Origin of the sequence: Dysgonomonas sp. BGC7 (assembly GCF_001261735.1) — a bacterium.
Classification (GTDB): Bacteria; Bacteroidota; Bacteroidia; order Bacteroidales; family Dysgonomonadaceae; genus Dysgonomonas.
This window is the reverse complement of the sequence record NZ_CVRP01000007.1, coordinates 342617-359024: the sequence shown is the minus strand read 5'-3', so window position 1 is coordinate 359024 and position 16408 is coordinate 342617. Positions and strand designations below refer to the sequence as shown.

Annotated in this window: 19 protein-coding genes; 4 read left to right on the top strand and 15 right to left on the bottom strand. The window is 37.0% G+C overall.

The features are described from left to right. Positions 1–50: 50 nt before the first annotated feature. The 11 genes from pyrF to BGC7_RS06740 form a co-directional block, all read right to left on the bottom strand. Positions 51–878 carry an orotidine-5'-phosphate decarboxylase gene (pyrF, locus tag BGC7_RS06790; RefSeq protein WP_050700807.1) on the bottom strand — a complete coding sequence of 276 codons (828 nt, stop codon included), beginning with the start codon at positions 876–878 and terminating at the stop codon, positions 51–53. Between the two features lie 40 nt (positions 879–918). Beyond that, positions 919–2004: a peptide chain release factor 1 gene (gene prfA, locus BGC7_RS06785; RefSeq protein WP_050700806.1), complete on the bottom strand. Its 1086-nt coding sequence runs from the start codon at positions 2002–2004 to the stop codon at positions 919–921. 342 nt (positions 2005–2346) lie between these two features. Next, positions 2347–3129 carry a helix-turn-helix domain-containing protein gene (locus tag BGC7_RS06780; protein WP_242034423.1) on the bottom strand — a complete coding sequence of 261 codons (783 nt, stop codon included), beginning with the start codon at positions 3127–3129 and terminating at the stop codon, positions 2347–2349. Positions 3130–3518: 389 nt separating this feature from the next. Next, positions 3519–3896, bottom strand: coding sequence for a DUF805 domain-containing protein (locus tag BGC7_RS06775; RefSeq protein WP_050700804.1), 378 nt, complete (start codon positions 3894–3896; stop codon positions 3519–3521). 185 nt (positions 3897–4081) lie between these two features. Beyond that, positions 4082–4666, bottom strand: coding sequence for a hypothetical protein (locus BGC7_RS06770; protein WP_050700803.1), 585 nt, complete (start codon positions 4664–4666; stop codon positions 4082–4084). Between the two features lie 164 nt (positions 4667–4830). Further along, positions 4831–5565 carry a hypothetical protein gene (locus BGC7_RS06765; RefSeq protein WP_050700802.1) on the bottom strand — a complete coding sequence of 245 codons (735 nt, stop codon included), beginning with the start codon at positions 5563–5565 and terminating at the stop codon, positions 4831–4833. 28 nt (positions 5566–5593) lie between these two features. Then, a complete protein-coding gene (locus BGC7_RS06760) occupies positions 5594–6838 on the bottom strand; it encodes a glycoside hydrolase family 88 protein (protein WP_050700801.1) in 1245 nt (414 codons plus the stop codon). 11 nt (positions 6839–6849) lie between these two features. Further along, positions 6850–8085 carry a DUF2264 domain-containing protein gene (locus tag BGC7_RS06755; RefSeq protein ID WP_050700800.1) on the bottom strand — a complete coding sequence of 412 codons (1236 nt, stop codon included), beginning with the start codon at positions 8083–8085 and terminating at the stop codon, positions 6850–6852. Positions 8086–8238: 153 nt separating this feature from the next. Next, the gene (gene creD, locus BGC7_RS06750; RefSeq protein ID WP_050700799.1) at positions 8239–9588 is read right to left on the bottom strand and encodes a cell envelope integrity protein CreD; all 1350 of its coding nucleotides are present in this window, start codon (positions 9586–9588) and stop codon (positions 8239–8241) included. 62 nt (positions 9589–9650) lie between these two features. Continuing rightward, complete coding sequence (locus BGC7_RS06745) at positions 9651–9947, bottom strand: winged helix-turn-helix domain-containing protein (protein WP_050700798.1); 297 nt, start codon at positions 9945–9947, stop codon at positions 9651–9653. Positions 9948–9949: 2 nt separating this feature from the next. Continuing rightward, positions 9950–10555: a hypothetical protein gene (locus BGC7_RS06740; RefSeq protein WP_050700797.1), complete on the bottom strand. Its 606-nt coding sequence runs from the start codon at positions 10553–10555 to the stop codon at positions 9950–9952. Between the two features lie 332 nt (positions 10556–10887). Here BGC7_RS06740 and BGC7_RS06735 point away from each other — a divergent pair, with 332 nt between their 5' ends. Further along, positions 10888–12420, top strand: coding sequence for a hypothetical protein (locus tag BGC7_RS06735; RefSeq protein WP_157258675.1), 1533 nt, complete (start codon positions 10888–10890; stop codon positions 12418–12420). 68 nt (positions 12421–12488) lie between these two features. On the opposite strand, the gene BGC7_RS06730 is transcribed toward BGC7_RS06735, so the two are convergent. The 4 genes from BGC7_RS06730 to BGC7_RS17610 form a co-directional block, all read right to left on the bottom strand. Beyond that, the gene (locus BGC7_RS06730) at positions 12489–13058 is read right to left on the bottom strand and encodes an RNA polymerase sigma factor (RefSeq protein WP_050700795.1); all 570 of its coding nucleotides are present in this window, start codon (positions 13056–13058) and stop codon (positions 12489–12491) included. Then, positions 13048–13458, bottom strand: a complete 411-nt coding sequence (locus tag BGC7_RS06725; protein WP_242034422.1) for a hypothetical protein — start codon at positions 13456–13458, stop codon at positions 13048–13050. The genes BGC7_RS06730 and BGC7_RS06725 overlap by 11 nt, the downstream gene beginning before the upstream one ends. Before the next feature lie 87 nt (positions 13459–13545). Then, positions 13546–13683: a hypothetical protein gene (locus tag BGC7_RS17845; protein ID WP_157258674.1), complete on the bottom strand. Its 138-nt coding sequence runs from the start codon at positions 13681–13683 to the stop codon at positions 13546–13548. A 14-nt stretch (positions 13684–13697) separates the two neighbouring features. Next, positions 13698–13919: an ATP-binding protein gene (locus BGC7_RS17610; RefSeq protein WP_082206513.1), complete on the bottom strand. Its 222-nt coding sequence runs from the start codon at positions 13917–13919 to the stop codon at positions 13698–13700. Positions 13920–14227: 308 nt separating this feature from the next. Between BGC7_RS17610 and BGC7_RS06720 the strand changes: the two genes are divergently transcribed. The 3 genes from BGC7_RS06720 to BGC7_RS06710 all read left to right on the top strand — a co-directional run bounded on the left by BGC7_RS06720 (position 14228) and on the right by BGC7_RS06710 (position 16392). Beyond that, positions 14228–15160 carry a hypothetical protein gene (locus BGC7_RS06720; RefSeq protein ID WP_050700794.1) on the top strand — a complete coding sequence of 311 codons (933 nt, stop codon included), beginning with the start codon at positions 14228–14230 and terminating at the stop codon, positions 15158–15160. 124 nt (positions 15161–15284) lie between these two features. Continuing rightward, positions 15285–15695: a DoxX family protein gene (locus BGC7_RS06715; RefSeq protein WP_050700793.1), complete on the top strand. Its 411-nt coding sequence runs from the start codon at positions 15285–15287 to the stop codon at positions 15693–15695. Positions 15696–15912: 217 nt separating this feature from the next. After that, the gene (locus tag BGC7_RS06710; protein ID WP_050700792.1) at positions 15913–16392 is read left to right on the top strand and encodes a methylglyoxal synthase; all 480 of its coding nucleotides are present in this window, start codon (positions 15913–15915) and stop codon (positions 16390–16392) included. The last annotated feature ends 16 nt before the right edge of the window (positions 16393–16408 follow it).

Sequence of the window (16408 nt, the reverse complement as noted above, 5' to 3'; positions counted from 1 at the left end):
ATCAGAGATAGTAGATGAATAATTCTTTTAGGAATATTTATTTAGAGCATTTACGAATTCAGCTTTTTTAGATAACCGGACATTTCTATCTGTAATTTTTCAGCCTCGCTTGCGGCTGCAAATGCAAATTCGCGAGTATTATCAGCATAAATAATAGAACGGGAAGCGTTTACCAACAGTCCACACTGAGAATTCACCCCATATTTCACTACCTCTTCCAAGCTACCACCTTGTGCACCTACACCCGGTACTAAAAGAAAATGATTGGGTACATACTTACGTATGTCGGCAAACATTTCACCTTGCGTGGCTCCTACTACATACATCAACTGTTCGTCAGAAGCCCATTCCTGAGATTTTCTCAAAACTTTTTCGAACAAGCGTTCTCCTTCTTTGTCTTCGAGAAACTGAAAATCGGCAGAGCCTTTGTTCGAAGTCAAAGCTAAAAGAATAACCCACCTGCCCGGATATTTTACAAAAGGTTTCACACTATCCTCTCCCATATATGGAGCTACAGTTACAGCATTCGCTTTTAAATGTTCAAAAGCAGAAACAGCATACATTTCCGATGTATTTCCAATATCTCCGCGTTTGGCATCAAGAATGATAAACTGATCAGGATATTTTGTCCTTATATATTCTATTGTTTTCTCTAAAGCCAATATCCCTTTTATACCCTGACTTTCATAAAAAGCCGTATTGGGCTTATACGCTACACAATATTTATATGTCGCATCTACTATTGCCTTATTGAAAGAATATATCGGATCTTCTTCTTCTAACAAAAAAGATGGAATTTTTTTTATATCAGTATCGAGTCCTACACAAAGAAAAGATTGTTTTCTTTTTATATTTTCAAATAATTCTGCTTTAGTCATAATAGTATCTGAGTATTTAAAATCTCTCTATATTTCTATTTTATAATTCACTTTCCTTTAATCTTTCTGCATTTTCGGCTATTATCAATTGATCTATAATAGATTGAATTTCGCCATCCATAACTCCTGCAAGATTATACAATGTCAGGTTTATACGATGATCGGTTACCCTGCCCTGTGGATAGTTATATGTACGTATTTTTGCAGAACGGTCACCCGTGGAGACCATAGTTTTACGCTTCGATGCAATCTCTTCCTGATATTTACTCAATTCTATATCATATAGTTTTGTTCTAAGCATTTGCATAGCCAACTCTCTATTCGCTAATTGAGAACGTGCCTGCTGGCAAACAACGACTAACCCCGAAGGTTTGTGCGTAAGCTGAACCTTTGTTTCTACCTTATTTACATTCTGCCCCCCTGCTCCACTCGAACGAGCAGTTTGCATTTCTATATCGGCTGGATTGATATCTACATCTACTTCTTCGGCTTCGGGTAAAACTGCTACTGTAGCAGCCGATGTATGCACACGTCCTTGTGTCTCTGTAGCAGGTACGCGTTGTACACGATGAACTCCGGATTCATATTTAAGTATGCCATATACACCCTCTCCGCTAACGGTAAAGATTATTTCTTTATACCCTCCAGAAGTTCCTTCCGTAAGGCTTGTCACTTCTGTTCTCCAGCCTTTGAGTTCGCAGTATTTAATATACATACGATATAGGTCACCGGCAAATATAGCAGCTTCATCTCCACCTGTTCCACCTCGAATTTCGACAATGGCATCTTTAGCATCTTGCGGATCGGCAGGGACTAATAATATTTTTATTTCTTCTTCCAGATGGGGTAATCTTTCATTTGCCAGATCGAGCTCTTCTTTTGCGATCTCTCTCAGTTCGGAATCATTTTCTGTTTCAAGTATATTTTTAGCTTCATCAACTGTAGTTAACAATTGGTTATATTCGTTACGAGCGTTGCTAATTTTTTCGAGATCCCGATATTCTTTATTTAGCTTTACATAGCGCTTCATATCTGCAATAACAGAAGGGTCTGTAATAAGCTTTCCTATTTCTTCGAAACGTATAACTAAAGCATCTAGCTTCTCCAGTAAGGATGATTGCGCCATTTTCTTATTCTTAAAATTTGAGAACAAAGGTAATTAAAAAAAGACTAAAACGAGAGGCATATAAGGGTACTATAAAGAAGAATTTAAGGTTTTAGTTACACTAATAAATAATCATAGATTATATAAAACGCAAAAAGCCCGCAAATTCTCTTCGCAGACTTTCCAACCTTAACACAAACTTTACAAAACTACACAATAATAGAGTTAAACTACAACCTAGTCAGGTTTTCATTTAGCATAAATATATTTCCTCATATATTTACACTACAAATGTAAGGCTATAACAATCATCTATCATTACATAATCATGCCTGCTTTTTCATAAATTACACCTTTTTGTGATTAAGACTTGGAGAGCTCCTTTTTATTTCTAATTCTGCCCGGAGTTGTACCGAATGTAGTTTTACAAAAATCATTGAAATGAGATGGAGACGAAAAACCATATTCATCGCTAATCTCTTTAAATGATTTTTCAGTACTATTTAACTGATGATAAATAAGCTTAGCTCTGGCATCCCTCATCCAATGATATGCTGATATTCCAAAGACCTTTTTAAATCTCTTCTGAAATCCAGAAAGACTATAATGAGTCATATCAGCAAGCTCCTGAACTGATTTTGCTTTATGATAGTTCTTCATAATGAAATCGGAGAACGATATATCTTTACTCAGCAAGGGATAGAAGAATCCTAAAAGTTCTGTTTTTGTATAATAAGCTCTCAATAGATATAGAAATTCTTTAACTTTCAAAGCGAAAAAATAGGTACATTTCAATCCGTCTGAAATACATGTATCTAAAAACAGTAAAAAATCATTTGTGCGTTCATTTATATCCAGATAACAAATACCTGATTTGATCATATTATTTTTTTCCTCGCGCAATAACATATCTAATGAGAAACAATCGCACAACTGTTTTGTATTATGCAGCCGGATTATCATTATTGTAGAATCTGAATCAGCCTGACCTGACAGAGCACTTCCGGCCGTAAGAAGCAATATTTTACCTTTATACAGTTTTTCATCAATACTATTACCTAACGAAAATGATAGAGTTCCATCCATCATAAATAGAGCCTTATTCTCCAAAGCAGAGATATCCCATCTTTGCCTCTTCCCCAACATTATTTTTTCAATTGTTGGCCTGGCGCCCTTCTCATAGTTATAGCAAGAAAGATGTTCGTGAGGATATAATAATTCCATTTGGTATTATTTAACTATATGTTTACTCTATTATTAACTCTATATTATTGCATGTACAAGTGAGACTCTTCAAAAGCCTACTTCATTATTATTGTATCTCTGGATGAACAAGTTTTGTACAAATTCGTTTTACTTCGCTGACTAAGCAAAAGAAGCTTGTTGTCCTTCTAAGAATTACTATAACACAAAAATAGAGAAAATATTCGGAGAATACCCACTTTAACATTTTTTTAGTTATCGTAAATATCTATAGAAAACAAAAAGCATGGATATTGAGAAGTATCCATGCTTTTTTATCGTTATTTCAATGATTATTCGCCAGTTTTAGGATCCGGTCCATATTCATTATCTCCTTTTTGTCCTTCTGTACAAAGCATAATAAGAAGCCAAATAGATCCAATAAAAGGTATAAGACACACAAGAAGCATCCAGCCACTCTTGCCTATATCATGCAACCTTCTTACGCCAACAGCAATACTTGGCACCAATAAAGCCAACATAGCCAATCCTGCAGCTCCCGTAAATATTGCACCTAATGTACTTGCAATTAGGCTTAAAATAATAGCAACGATATAAACAGCAAGAACAATGATGTATTGAAATAATACAAACATCCAATACTCTTTGCGTCTTGCTCTTCCATTAAAATCTGCGTAATGTTCTTTTACGACTTTTAAAAACCATTCCATATAGTTTGTCTAGTTTATGTAAGTTCCTACTCATTTGGCTTTTCGGATACGCCTCGTTTTTTTTCCTGGTTTCTGAACTCCAATTCATTTATTTTTGCAAAAGTAATAAAAAAAGTGAATAGAACAAACCCGTTTAGAGTAGTACGCTAGTTTACTGATATTTACAAATACTTTCTCTTCAAATATTATCTATTAGTAGTTGATCCTGATCTCGATGTAGTAGTGGTAGTAGATTTATCATCATTCGATCTTGTAGTCTCCGACTTCTCTGGAGTAGATCGTCCTGTAGTATTTCCGGTCGATGGTCTAGTACTCGGCCTTGTATTTCCCGGTTTCTGATTGTTTTCGGGACGACTAGGCTCTGTTGGCCTATTAGGCTGAGAAGGTCTGCTCGGCTCAGAAGGACGACTTGGCTGTGAAGGGCGATTGGGTTGCGAGGGACGATGTGGTCTATTAGGCACATAAACCGGAGGTCCCGGATCAAGCCCTACTGGCGGAACTTCTTCATACATAAAATCATATCCGGTCATTCGTCCATCAAGAAACTCAATAGCATACACTTCGCTACGATAGGTATGATATTCGAAAACTTCCTGCCGACCATACTGGGTGTAACTGGTAGATAAAATTCTCACAGGATTTCCCATTATCCGACTAACCTCCATTTGTGTCATACCCTGAGATAAATTATTCACATCGGCAAGTTTTATCGCTCCACAAGATGTGAGGAGGAATGCTATCATAATTATTATTAGAGATAATTTCTTCATATTTATCTATTATTTATAAGTTCTATCTTTTTATATTAGAACATGAAATATATTGAAAGGTTTAATTCTCTTTACTTTTTATATATAGAAAGCTCATTCCACTATTGAACCTCAACTATAATGTTAATGCAGAAAAGAAAAACACTGATATTAATATATATTTATTATAATACAGCTTTCAATGGATTATATTCTACTACCTTATAAGAATCGGAAGAAAAATCTATATAATAGTAATGATATGTATCCCTCTTGTCAAATTCTCCGTTTCGGTCTGCATCTTCTATTGTTTGGAAGTAATAACGAGAACACCAGCTAACCCACTCGCCTCCTCTGTACTGAAAAAAGTTTTTAGATATTTTCAAAAACCCTGTTCCATCCAGATTGCTGATATATAAGGAAGTAATATCCCTACTATCTATAATCCCATCCTTATTTGTATCTTTATCCTGTAAAATATACAACAGATAATGCTTGTCTTTTTTACGAGCCAAATCACGCATATACTCAACACTAGATATATTCAACACTTCTTTGGTTAGTGGACGCGTAACACCATTGTCTACATCCTCGAATAACAAATACGTTATATTGCCTCTGATAAAATCCTTACTATTATTCGCCATCGGCGCCTCATAACCATCGTAAGAAGACTTTGAAAATCTGCTTCGCTTCGGTTCATCCAAACTTACAAAGCCTATAGGATGAATTATAATGCGTGTACTGTCGAAATAGACAGGCGATTCGGCCATCAACACTTTAGATGTATCGGTCAATATATTTTCAATCGACAATGTGCTGGTATTATCATCCGTATAGTCCACAGGTTCTTGTCTTTTGTTTCCTTCACAAGAAAACATAACAAGAATAAATGTAAGGAGGAAAATGTATATTTTCATATCTAATAATTTATTTTAGTGGACAAACTTAACTCTTAAGATTCTTGTATCTTACCAATGCTTCCAAGAAATAATAATCAGCATATACCAACGGACGATCAATTTCGGAACGGTGAGGTATACTACCCACACAGTGCATAATAAGAAAATCTGCATTTTTACCTAAAGGAGCCCTATATGTAGGAGAAGCCAGGCTATGAATCATCTTCTCCGCATAATCTATGTAAGATTGATTATTGGCAATTTGCCCTAACTCGAAAAGAGCAGAACAAACAATAGCTGCGGCTGACGCATCACGAAGCTTTTCCTGAAAAGTAGCAGAATAAGACCTTTGCCCAGGAACATATCCATCCACACCTACATTGAAGTCCCATAAAGGAACTAAATCGTCAGGTAAATTTTTCAGATAGTAATCCGTTGCTTTAACTGCTGCATCCAGATATTTTTTATCTTGTGTTTCACGATACACCATAGTAAATCCATAAATAGCCCACGCCTGCCCACGCGACCATGTAGAATTGTCACTAAAACCCTGTGCTGTCATTTTCCCTACCACATTGCTACTAACAGTATCGTAGGCAATAACATGATAGGTACTAAAATCTTCCCTAAATTGGTTCTTAAGTGTGGCATCGGCATGTTGTACGGCAATATCATAATATTTTTTATTCCCCGATACCTTTGAGGCGTAAAAGAGCATTTCCAGATTCATCATATTATCAATGATTACAGGATAGTAAAACAAAGAACTGTCATTCCACGATTTGAACCTATTCCATGATTTTATAACTCCCGTTTTTTCACTAAAACGAGTAGACAGGGACTCTGCACTTTCGATAAGAATATCTTTATACTCCGGTTTTGGCGCAAGCCTTTCTGCGTTACCATAGCTACAATACATCATAAAACCTAAATCGTGATGTCCTGTAAAAGTTTTTAAAGGTTCTAAAGATGCAGTCCATTTCTCGGCAATATCTTTCCACTTAGAATCTTTAGTCAGTTCGTACAAATACCATAACGAACCGGGAAAGAAACCGGGAGTCCAGTCATACATATTGGTAACAGCCAAAGTGCTGTCTTTCCTCATAGTGCGCGGATAATTCTTTCCTGTAGGCTCTCCTACCTGTTCCAGCATTTTATCTGTCTGAGCTGTAGCGTATGCAATATTCTCATCTACAAACTGACTTTTAGCTCTTTCGTCAGAACTACAAGAGAATATACACAGAGACAAAAGTCCTGTGACAATAAATAATTTAAGGTTAAGGTGTATCATATATTATTCAATTATTTAGCTATTGACTGATGGTAATCTTTAGGAAATGCTTTACCTCCCCACGCTTTTTGAGATGTCCACTCTTGAGCAGGCGAAGTCCAAAATGAGTGATCGGCTGATAAACCCAATGGTAAAAACACTAACGAAGTGATATACAGACTACCATTATTTGTATAATAATCGGCCAGATTAGTTTGATGTCCGACAAAACCAAGCTGTAAGAATCCCTCCTTATTAAAGTTTCCTTCCATCGAAAACATTCTTTTCATCACCGCAGTCAGAGCACTACGCACTTGCCCCTCAGACATACTCTCAGGCAATCCATATTTCCATGCAGACAAAGCTAATGTTTGGAAAGCACCCATACGGTATGTCATAGATCTTCCTACAGCAGGAAATGTTCCTTCGGGCGATATCAGACGCTCTATCAGCTCATTATATCTTTGCATACGTCTCAATGCTAAATCCAGGCTAATAACAGAAGGTTTCTTCTTCTGTTCGGCAATCTCTACTATCTCGACCAACATAGGATGTATTACATAACCATTATAATAGTCGAGCGAAAACTCAGGCCCATCTCCATACCAGCCGTCTCCGAGATACCACTCATTCATTTTGCGGATAGCGACATCGAGAGCAAAACCATCATAATCCTCTCCTATCGACAGCAAAAAGACCTCAACCATACCCCGAAACAATAACCAGTTGTTATAAGCAGGCTTTATTGTTCTCAACGATTTGAACTCTTTCACATAACGATCTTTCGTAACCTGATCGAGAGGCTCCCATAGAGCCTTTGGTGCACGTATAAAACTATTAGCAATATAAGCAGCATCGACCAACACCTGACTAGATCCTGTCCATTGTAAGTAATCGGGACTATCGGGATTGACAGCATTAGCATAGCTCAGCAAAGCCCATTCACGCATCTGTTTTCTACGCTTACCCTCCGAGGTTTCATCATCGGGTAAAGCCAGCCACGGAGCGACTCCCGCCATTAACCGGCCAAATGCTTCCATGTATGTAACGTTTTTGGTACGTCCATCCCAAGTAGGACTAAGCTCTACTGCCATATTCTTTTTAAGCTCACCCTTACTCATATTATAGAGTACGGGTTCTGATAGTTTACACAGCATATCTACCCAATAGGCTCTATCTTTTTTCATCTTATCTGTTTGAGAATACAGACTTAAGCTGATAAGAAAGCAAAGGAGAACAAATCCAAATTGGAATGTAGTTTTCTTCATGGTCATCAAATTATTTACAAGGTCTTTTAATTATAAAATTCGTTGTAAGCAAAGATAATATTTTGCTTATTAATACAATAAAAAAAGGCCTGAAATGTTATTTAACACTTCAAACCTTTTCTTAAAACTTATGTAAACGCAATGAGCTATAAATTATTTATCATCTTGTGAGATATATTCAGAACTGTTATCTTCTACAATTTCGGACTCATCGGTATTGTTCTTATACCAATCTACTCTTCGTAACACAAACATTACTATAGCCAAAGCTATGAACAGACCTACTGCACCAAACAGCAATGCCATGTTTTCCTGTTGCAGTATGACATAAAGATACGCATAGAGAATTGTCAGGAATAATCCCATCATGGCTGTTTGTTTCAGGTTTTTGAACATAGTAGTGGAGTATAGGGTTATCAAAGCTGTGGTTGCAAAAGCCGATATAAGATAGGACAGACTAAAGCTAAGATGCTCGGATATAGCAAGCAATAGCGTATAGAACAGAACCAATGCACAGCTTACCAATAGATATTGGACAGGGTGAATCTTCTTTTTACTCAACAGCTCGACCAAAAAGAATACGACAAACGTGAGTACAATAAACATTATAGCATATTTAACAGAACGCATTGTCATCTGATATTTATCGACAGGAAGCTTGAAATCGACACCAAGAGAGGAAGATGTTAATTTCTCGTTGCTACCCTTCCACATCTGCACATAGTTGCGGTTATAATCGAAAACACTCCATTTGGCATCGAATCCGTTACTATCTATTTTGCGCTCGGGCAGAAAATTCCCATCAAAAGATACTGTTTTCCATGGCGACTTAAGGTGCACATGTGTTTCTTTTCCTATAGGAGTAAAATACAAGCCTTCGCTGCCATTAAGGGTTAGTAAAAAATCGAAATTATATTCTGTCGTTTCCGGGTTTAGAGGAAAACTAACTGTCAATCCTGAGTCTACAGTACTATTCGCATTTACGCCAGGTTGGACGGGTTGCAGCGTTCCATTTACATTAAACTCAATTTTATTTTTTACCCCCTGAAGATACGGAATGCCAATAACCACATGGGCGTCTTTCCAAATCACAGATTCCTCTTTTATATTCAGCTTACGATAGTCGGGTAGGGCAAACTTACCTGACACCTGCAAGTCTGATTGATAAACGAGAGTTTTAAAAAGACTCCGGTTTCGCTCTTCTGTGTTTACATTACCATCTACCTCATAACTGTCGGGGAGAAAATAAGCATAGTTGATCAATAGATTTTGATTTTTATCCACTCCCACCTGATAGGGCAACACAAGTATAGGCCCTGTTATTTTCTGCACCCCACCCCACTTGGTACTAATATCGTCCTGAGCAGACTGCTGATTTTCTTCGCGTTCCTCTACAAGCGATTTTATAAGGCTGATAGGTATCAGCATAACTACGACCAAGACTGCAACAACAATAATTTTGACAAAAATCATGTCTACATTTATTCCAAAGTTTGTTTTCATAATGAGAATTTATAATTAATTAAAAGTTCTTTGAATTTCAAAGCAAATGAATAAAAAAATAATCAGAGAGGATTAATTAGTTTTTCAAGAGCATCGATATGTTCTTTAAAAAGCTTTTCTCCCAATGGAGTCACTTTGTATGAAGTATTTGGTTTTCTCCCCACAAATTGTTTACGTACCTCTATTACCGATTCCTTCTCTAATGCCTTCAAATGACTAGCCAAATTCCCGTCTGTGACATCGAGCAACTCTTTCATTGTATTGAAGTCGACGCTGTCATTAACCATTAATACCGACATAATCCCTAGTCTGACACGGCTGTCGAAGACTTTATTCAAGCCAGATATAATATCTTTCATAATCAACCGTTTTTACCAGACTTCATGTCATATTTATAATAGATTACAATGCCATATATTATATGCATAACACCAAAACCAACAGCCCAAAACAACAATCCGTTATATACAAATACCCCCGCAAGCAAACCTAATACTATTTCACAAGCTCCAAGTATCTTTATATCTCGATAGGTACGTGCACCGGCTGTAATGAGTGCCAAACCGTAAAAGATGAGCATAGATGGCGCTACCATGCGAGTTGCATGCTGAAAGATGAGTATCACACAAAAGATACCTCCTACAAGCATAGGCACCGAAAAATCTTTCACTATCTGGACAGTAACAGGCATCCAAAGCTTTGCTCCACTCTTTTTGGCCTTCTTCATGCAAAAGAAAAGCCCAGAAAGCCCAGCACATAACAATACAAGACCTGCCAATATTATAAAATCATATAATTTACTATTTGTAAAAGTAAATTGCTCCGACAAAATAAGATGCCCTACACCGGCACCCAACAAAGCAAAAGCTCCGGCAGAAACACCAGACATACCACTCAGCGAGAGAAATTTACTCGAACGCTCCATCATGGAACGTATATGCTTCAGATCTTCAAGATTTGCATCCATATCATTCTACTTTGAAACACAAAGTAAATAGATATATTCGAACTAACAAAACAAAACAATAAAAACTTAAACAGATTCTCAATCAAAAGTGGATATAAGCCTCCCGAAAGGACACTTTTAAACATCTAATATACAACAAAATATAGTCAAATAAAAATTTAACATTATATTTTAGAAAATCATATAGAGAAAGATTCTAAAACCAACAGAATTGCATATCTTTGCCAAAAACAGACAAAAAAGTGTAGACATTATATTTAATATATGTATTGGAGTGGAAGACAAACAATACATCTTTCTTTCATAGAAAAACTTTACTAATTGGGACAATAATGAATGTAAGATTAATGATTTTATTAGCCTCTTGTTACTTACTTACTCAAAGTATGGTAGCACAAGTGACTATTGGCAGCAACGAAAAACCTCAAAGCTATTCGGTACTAGAACTTATTTCTTCAGGCAAAGGAGGTCTACGTATGCCTCACTTCACTACCACAGAACGCAACAACTTAAATTTAGGCTCACTAACAGGGGATACTGCGACTAAGGCTGTTGGTTTATTTATTTACAACACAACTAAGAAACAACTTGAGTATTGGGATGGTACTAAGTGGGTAGGAACCAGTGGAGAACCTACCGAACCATGGTTTGTATCAGACTCAGCTAAGCAGGCAACATCCAATCTGCAAGACATTTATCAGATGGGGTCTGTTGCTATCGGATATGACGGCAAAGCAGATCCAACGGCGATACTGAATGTACAATCGGCCAATAAAGGTGTATTACTTCCCAGAGTAACATTAAAAAGTTCTACTGACAAAACTACAATCGTAAACCCGACTACCGGATTATTAGTATACAATACAGGTAACAACGTAAATTTCAGCACGGTGGGTTATATGTTTTGGGACGGTGATCAATGGAGGATCTTTGCCAATGCTTCTGCTGAGTCTGCATCTGCCACCCTGAACTGTTCAGGCACATCAATGAGTCCGAGCCAGCAAGTTGTGGGAGGAACACCTATAATATCAGGTACTGTATTGCAAATACCATATTCGGGAAGTAACGGGGGTAGCTTCAATGGAACAACACTTACTTCGGTAGGCAACCCGGATGTAAAAGCTACTATTTCCGGAGGCATGCTATCAGTAGGGAATGGTATGCTCAACTTCTCATTGTCAGGTACGCCAACAATAGACCAACAGGCACCTAATGGTATCACTTTTGATCTCGCTAACTTTCTTTCATCCAATACAGGTATCACAGGCTGTAACGAAGTTACTGTTGGGAACGTTCTAACGGCATCAATAGAAGAAACATCTGTAATGGGATACTTAATGTACACTACAGACAATACAGGCAATGATGTAGGAACTACTGGGTATACACTACAATGCAATTCACCCGATGGTAAGTTCTCAGCAAGAGTTCGTGTGCCATCAGGTGTAAGTTCGATTGCAATAGGAAACCAATATATAAACATACAGATAAGAAATAATCAGGATGCTGCACAAACCGTAATATGGAATTACAATACCATTTACAGCGGTGGAACCGTAGCAGGCGCCAATACTCTCACTATACCAGCTAAAAGATGGGGTGGAAATAATAGCGATAGCGGCAGCACATGGTATAATGCTACAGCCTATAACACGGCTTATGGAGGTTATATGGGAAATATAGGTATTTATGACGGGAGTGGCCCCGAATACAGACGCTATACATGGATTCCGTTGGGCGCTAACAATAAAGTATCTTATGAAATTCTTGTCATGGCGGCTTTAGACACTCCTACTCCGGGAACAGCAGTTTCACCTGAAAAGTTAAAAGTCTTTATTAAATTTACCCAGGTAACAGCTCAATAAAGAGTTATCCCTCAATCATCAGACATAATATAATAAAAACAGCAATGAGACTTCTCATTGCTGTTTTTTTATTGGTATAGAAACTCGTCATACAGCTTCCGCAGCTTCTGTCTCAAATGCAAGACTGCATATCTTTTACGCGAAATAAGAGTATTTATGGCAATACCAGTAGCACCTGATATTTCTTTAAAAGAGAAGCCGTCTATCTCCGTCAGCTCGAATACATCCCGCTGTTCGGGAGGTAACTCTGACAATGCTGTTTCTAACTCCTGCCACACCAACGAGCGCAGATATTCTTCTTCGGGAGAGGAATCATCATCGGCCAGCACATTTGCAATCTCAATTAAAAACAATTCATCTTCGTCTGCGCTATAAACAGTGGGCATTTCCACCTCTTTTCGCTTACGGCTACGATCTATAATTTGATTATTGGCTACCGAATACAGCCATGCAGACATGTGTTCGATCGGCTTATCTATCAAATCGACCTTCGAAAGTTGATAAAAGACATTTTGCAAGATATCCTCACTATCTTCTTTCGACAATACACGTTTATTTATATAATTTCTTAATTGTGCACGATACTTCTTAAAGATATAGGATACGCTCTGTTGGCTATTCGATATATCATTGGTCATATTCGCGATCCGTATTTTCTTGTCTTTCGTCAGAATGATTTCTTCTACAACAGTCATCCCCCCTCTTCCAGTGCTCGTTCATATGTTTTCGGATATACTCTTTACGCTCTTCGCGAGACATACCTTCCATTTTATCTTTAAGCCCATGCCAATGAGCAAAGTCCTTACGCCTGTCTCCGAAAGCACCACCTCTACCCCACTTTCCAAATCGGCCGAATCCTCCAAGCAACAATCGACATAATATCATCAATCCGGCCGCTTGCCAGTAATTGATTGTCGTCCAACCAACGATTGAAGGGATCAATGCGTTCCAAAGCAACATTACAACAGCTATAGCAGCAGCAAAGACTGCAATAAAAATAAACACTCCTAATATTCTTTTTATTCTAAAATTTTTCATATCAATTTATTTTTTTATTTCACAGAACAATTATTTATCTAAATATAACTTTTAGTGTCGATTACATAGTCAAAACACATTATTTTTTTATTTCACGATAGTTTCGCCTACCCAAAAGATTAAATACAAAATGCTTGCCAAAGCCATCAACAATGAGGTCAGAATAACCAAAGCCGGCATTATCGCATTCTCTGCATTTCCTTTTTTCTCTATACTTTTTTCCATTTCTATAATCATTATTAAACTAATATTAATTCAATAGCATCTACAGGACAAACCCAAGTACATTTTCCACAACCGACACATCTTTGCAAAAACTCTACTGTAGCATAACTTCGATCTTCTTTATATACCATCCCCAGCACTCTTGGCCTGCAATGTGAGACACATTTTTCACAACCTGTGCATTTCTTTTCAAATATATGTAACGATGCTACTTGCTTTTTTTCTCTCCTAAACATTATTCTTTTTCATATTATACATTATCATTCACTTTAATAACATTGGGGATATATCCATTATTTATGACGAATGAGAGAGAAATATATTTTATATTTTTTGTCGAAAAATTAAATAAAACGAACAACTATCTATTTACAAACAAGTTACAAAACAGCAAACACATCAAGAATGTTAGATAAAAACTATCGGTTCTTTTATATGGAGTAATATTTGTATTTTTGAACACCCAAAACAAATGAATCTTTTCAGACGGATTGACAGTAATAATTCTGAAATGTGACATCAAATATTAACATGTACTTAGAATATGAAAAAACTACTTATCTCAATAATTTTAATCTCATTAACATGCTCTCTATTTGCTCAGAAGAGTAGTAAAACAGATTTAGCCATACCTTACGATAGCACAGTCAACTTTTTAGGAAAGAATGCAACCGGATATACAGGACAAGAACTGTTCCTCATGGGATTGGATAAACCTTCGCAAGCCTATGGTTACAGCGGATTTATTCTCAAATACAAAAAGGATGATGGTTTGTTGAATGACGAAAAGAATATATATAAGTCAAACGATAACTACAACTCCCGGTACGAGGATCTTGCCCATAAATATTTTCATGTATTAGAAGTGATAAAACACCCTAAAGGGAAGCAGGGAGAAGTCAGCACTAACACCGATTTTTATCTAAAACTGCAAGAATTGACCAGTGGAGACATTGTATATTATAAATATGATGTAAATGCAGAATATACTTTTCCATTCATTGTAAGGGGGTATTTTGAAAAACAAAGACAACTGTTTACAGGAAATGTATATGTACTTTCGGACAGTGAATTGAAAATGTCCCGAAATATAGTCACAGGAAAAGCAATAACTCCTATAACAGGACAAAAATGGAAGTGTACGGATGTCAACATTGACAATAGCACTAACGAATTATCTCTGATACTGCAAAATCCGGGAGGAGTAAAAATATCAGTTCCTTTTTCTATACTAAAGGCAGAAGGTATTAAAACAATATATACCGAAAGTGAAGCCGACAGCTATACGAAGCAATTCAATCAGAATAACTTTCGCCGTATTCTACAAAACAAAATACGTGTAGGGATGACAAAAGAAATGACCCGACTGGCGTGGGGAGAGCCTACAGACATAACCACAAAAGGAGCTACCGAACTTTGGAGTTACCCTGCGGGCAATCTGACATTCAGAGGAGACAAAATAATAAGTACCAAATAGATATAAACAAAAAAACATACAAGATCCTGCATACGAGAGACTAATGGAATCATGAACATAATTTATATATTATTGTTTATTATTTAGGCTATAGTAACAACAATATAAATAGATTAAGGAAATCATGAAGATATTAGAAAAGAATACAGACTTGGGAATACTTATACTCCGTCTGAGCATAGGTATTTTAATGCTGTTGCACGGCATCGCAAAATTGGTATACGGGGCTGGTGGAATAGAGCAAATGCTGGAAGCTTCCGGTCTGCCATCATTCATCGTGTATGGAGTATATGTAGGAGAAGTCATAGCACCTTTGTTCATCATACTGGGGTATGGCACACGTATAGCCGCAGCCATCTTTGCCTTCAATATGATAGTGGCTGTAGGTATGGCTCATGCTGCCGAAATATTCACGCTTAGTCCTACAGGAGGATTGACAATAGAGTTACAGGCCTTATATTTCTTCGGAGCTGTAGCCCTTATATTTACCGGTGGTGGAAAATATGCTTTGAGCAGCAAGAAACTATGGGATTAACAAACTGATATAGTTAAGTATAAGAATGGTCGGATATAGTTTTCGGCCATTTTTTATTCTTGCAATATTCACAAGTTTAATTATTACTTAACCAATATGAAACAGAAAAGTTTTATCTTTGAAAACATAAGATATTAAGATCTTCTATTTAGGAAGCAATAGAATAGTAATAACATAAGAATGTGACTGAACTTCACATATCACAAAAGAAACAATTATGAAAAAGAAATTAACAATAGCTTTGGTTGCACACGATCACCGCAAAGCAGATATGGTAGAATGGTGTTATTACAATTCCGATTTTTTAGCAGAACATCATCTTGTGTGTACAGGAACTACAGGAGCTCTTATCAAAGAAGCCTTTGAAGAAAAAGGAATAAATGCAGAAATTACACGCATGAATTCAGGTCCGTTGGGTGGTGATGCGGAAATTGCAGCAATGGTAGTACGACACGAGATCGACTTCGCCATTTTCCTGATCGACGACCTCAACCCGCAGCCACATGAAGCAGACATTATGATGTTACTGCGTCAGTGTCGTGTACACAATGTACCTATTGCATGTAACCGATATAGCGCCGACTTGATGATAACCAGCACATTGTGGGACGATGAAGACTATACACCAACGAAACCTCAGTATGTAAATTTTGATAGGGCTGCTTTCGACGAGATGTTTAAGAAAATGAAAGATTAAACATCTTATTTATCTA

Excerpts from the sequence above, each read along its gene's own strand:
- pyrF (WP_050700807.1), bottom strand. The coding sequence starts at position 878 with ATGACTAAAGCAGAATTATTTGAAAATATAAAAAGAAAACAATCTTTT.
- prfA (WP_050700806.1), bottom strand. The coding sequence starts at position 2,004 with ATGGCGCAATCATCCTTACTGGAGAAGCTAGATGCTTTAGTTATACGT.
- BGC7_RS06780 (WP_242034423.1), bottom strand. The coding sequence starts at position 3,129 with ATGTTGGGGAAGAGGCAAAGATGGGATATCTCTGCTTTGGAGAATAAG.
- BGC7_RS06775 (WP_050700804.1), bottom strand. The coding sequence starts at position 3,896 with ATGGAATGGTTTTTAAAAGTCGTAAAAGAACATTACGCAGATTTTAAT.
- BGC7_RS06770 (WP_050700803.1), bottom strand. The coding sequence starts at position 4,666 with ATGAAGAAATTATCTCTAATAATAATTATGATAGCATTCCTCCTCACA.
- BGC7_RS06765 (WP_050700802.1), bottom strand. The coding sequence starts at position 5,565 with ATGAAAATATACATTTTCCTCCTTACATTTATTCTTGTTATGTTTTCT.
- BGC7_RS06760 (WP_050700801.1), bottom strand. The coding sequence starts at position 6,838 with ATGATACACCTTAACCTTAAATTATTTATTGTCACAGGACTTTTGTCT.
- BGC7_RS06755 (WP_050700800.1), bottom strand. The coding sequence starts at position 8,085 with ATGAAGAAAACTACATTCCAATTTGGATTTGTTCTCCTTTGCTTTCTT.
- creD (WP_050700799.1), bottom strand. The coding sequence starts at position 9,588 with ATGAAAACAAACTTTGGAATAAATGTAGACATGATTTTTGTCAAAATT.
- BGC7_RS06745 (WP_050700798.1), bottom strand. The coding sequence starts at position 9,947 with ATGAAAGATATTATATCTGGCTTGAATAAAGTCTTCGACAGCCGTGTC.
- BGC7_RS06740 (WP_050700797.1), bottom strand. The coding sequence starts at position 10,555 with ATGGATGCAAATCTTGAAGATCTGAAGCATATACGTTCCATGATGGAG.
- BGC7_RS06735 (WP_157258675.1), top strand. The coding sequence starts at position 10,888 with ATGAATGTAAGATTAATGATTTTATTAGCCTCTTGTTACTTACTTACT.
- BGC7_RS06730 (WP_050700795.1), bottom strand. The coding sequence starts at position 13,058 with ATGACCAATGATATATCGAATAGCCAACAGAGCGTATCCTATATCTTT.
- BGC7_RS06725 (WP_242034422.1), bottom strand. The coding sequence starts at position 13,458 with ATGAAAAATTTTAGAATAAAAAGAATATTAGGAGTGTTTATTTTTATT.
- BGC7_RS17845 (WP_157258674.1), bottom strand. The coding sequence starts at position 13,683 with ATGGAAAAAAGTATAGAGAAAAAAGGAAATGCAGAGAATGCGATAATG.
- BGC7_RS17610 (WP_082206513.1), bottom strand. The coding sequence starts at position 13,919 with ATGTTTAGGAGAGAAAAAAAGCAAGTAGCATCGTTACATATATTTGAA.
- BGC7_RS06720 (WP_050700794.1), top strand. The coding sequence starts at position 14,228 with ATGAAAAAACTACTTATCTCAATAATTTTAATCTCATTAACATGCTCT.
- BGC7_RS06715 (WP_050700793.1), top strand. The coding sequence starts at position 15,285 with ATGAAGATATTAGAAAAGAATACAGACTTGGGAATACTTATACTCCGT.
- BGC7_RS06710 (WP_050700792.1), top strand. The coding sequence starts at position 15,913 with ATGAAAAAGAAATTAACAATAGCTTTGGTTGCACACGATCACCGCAAA.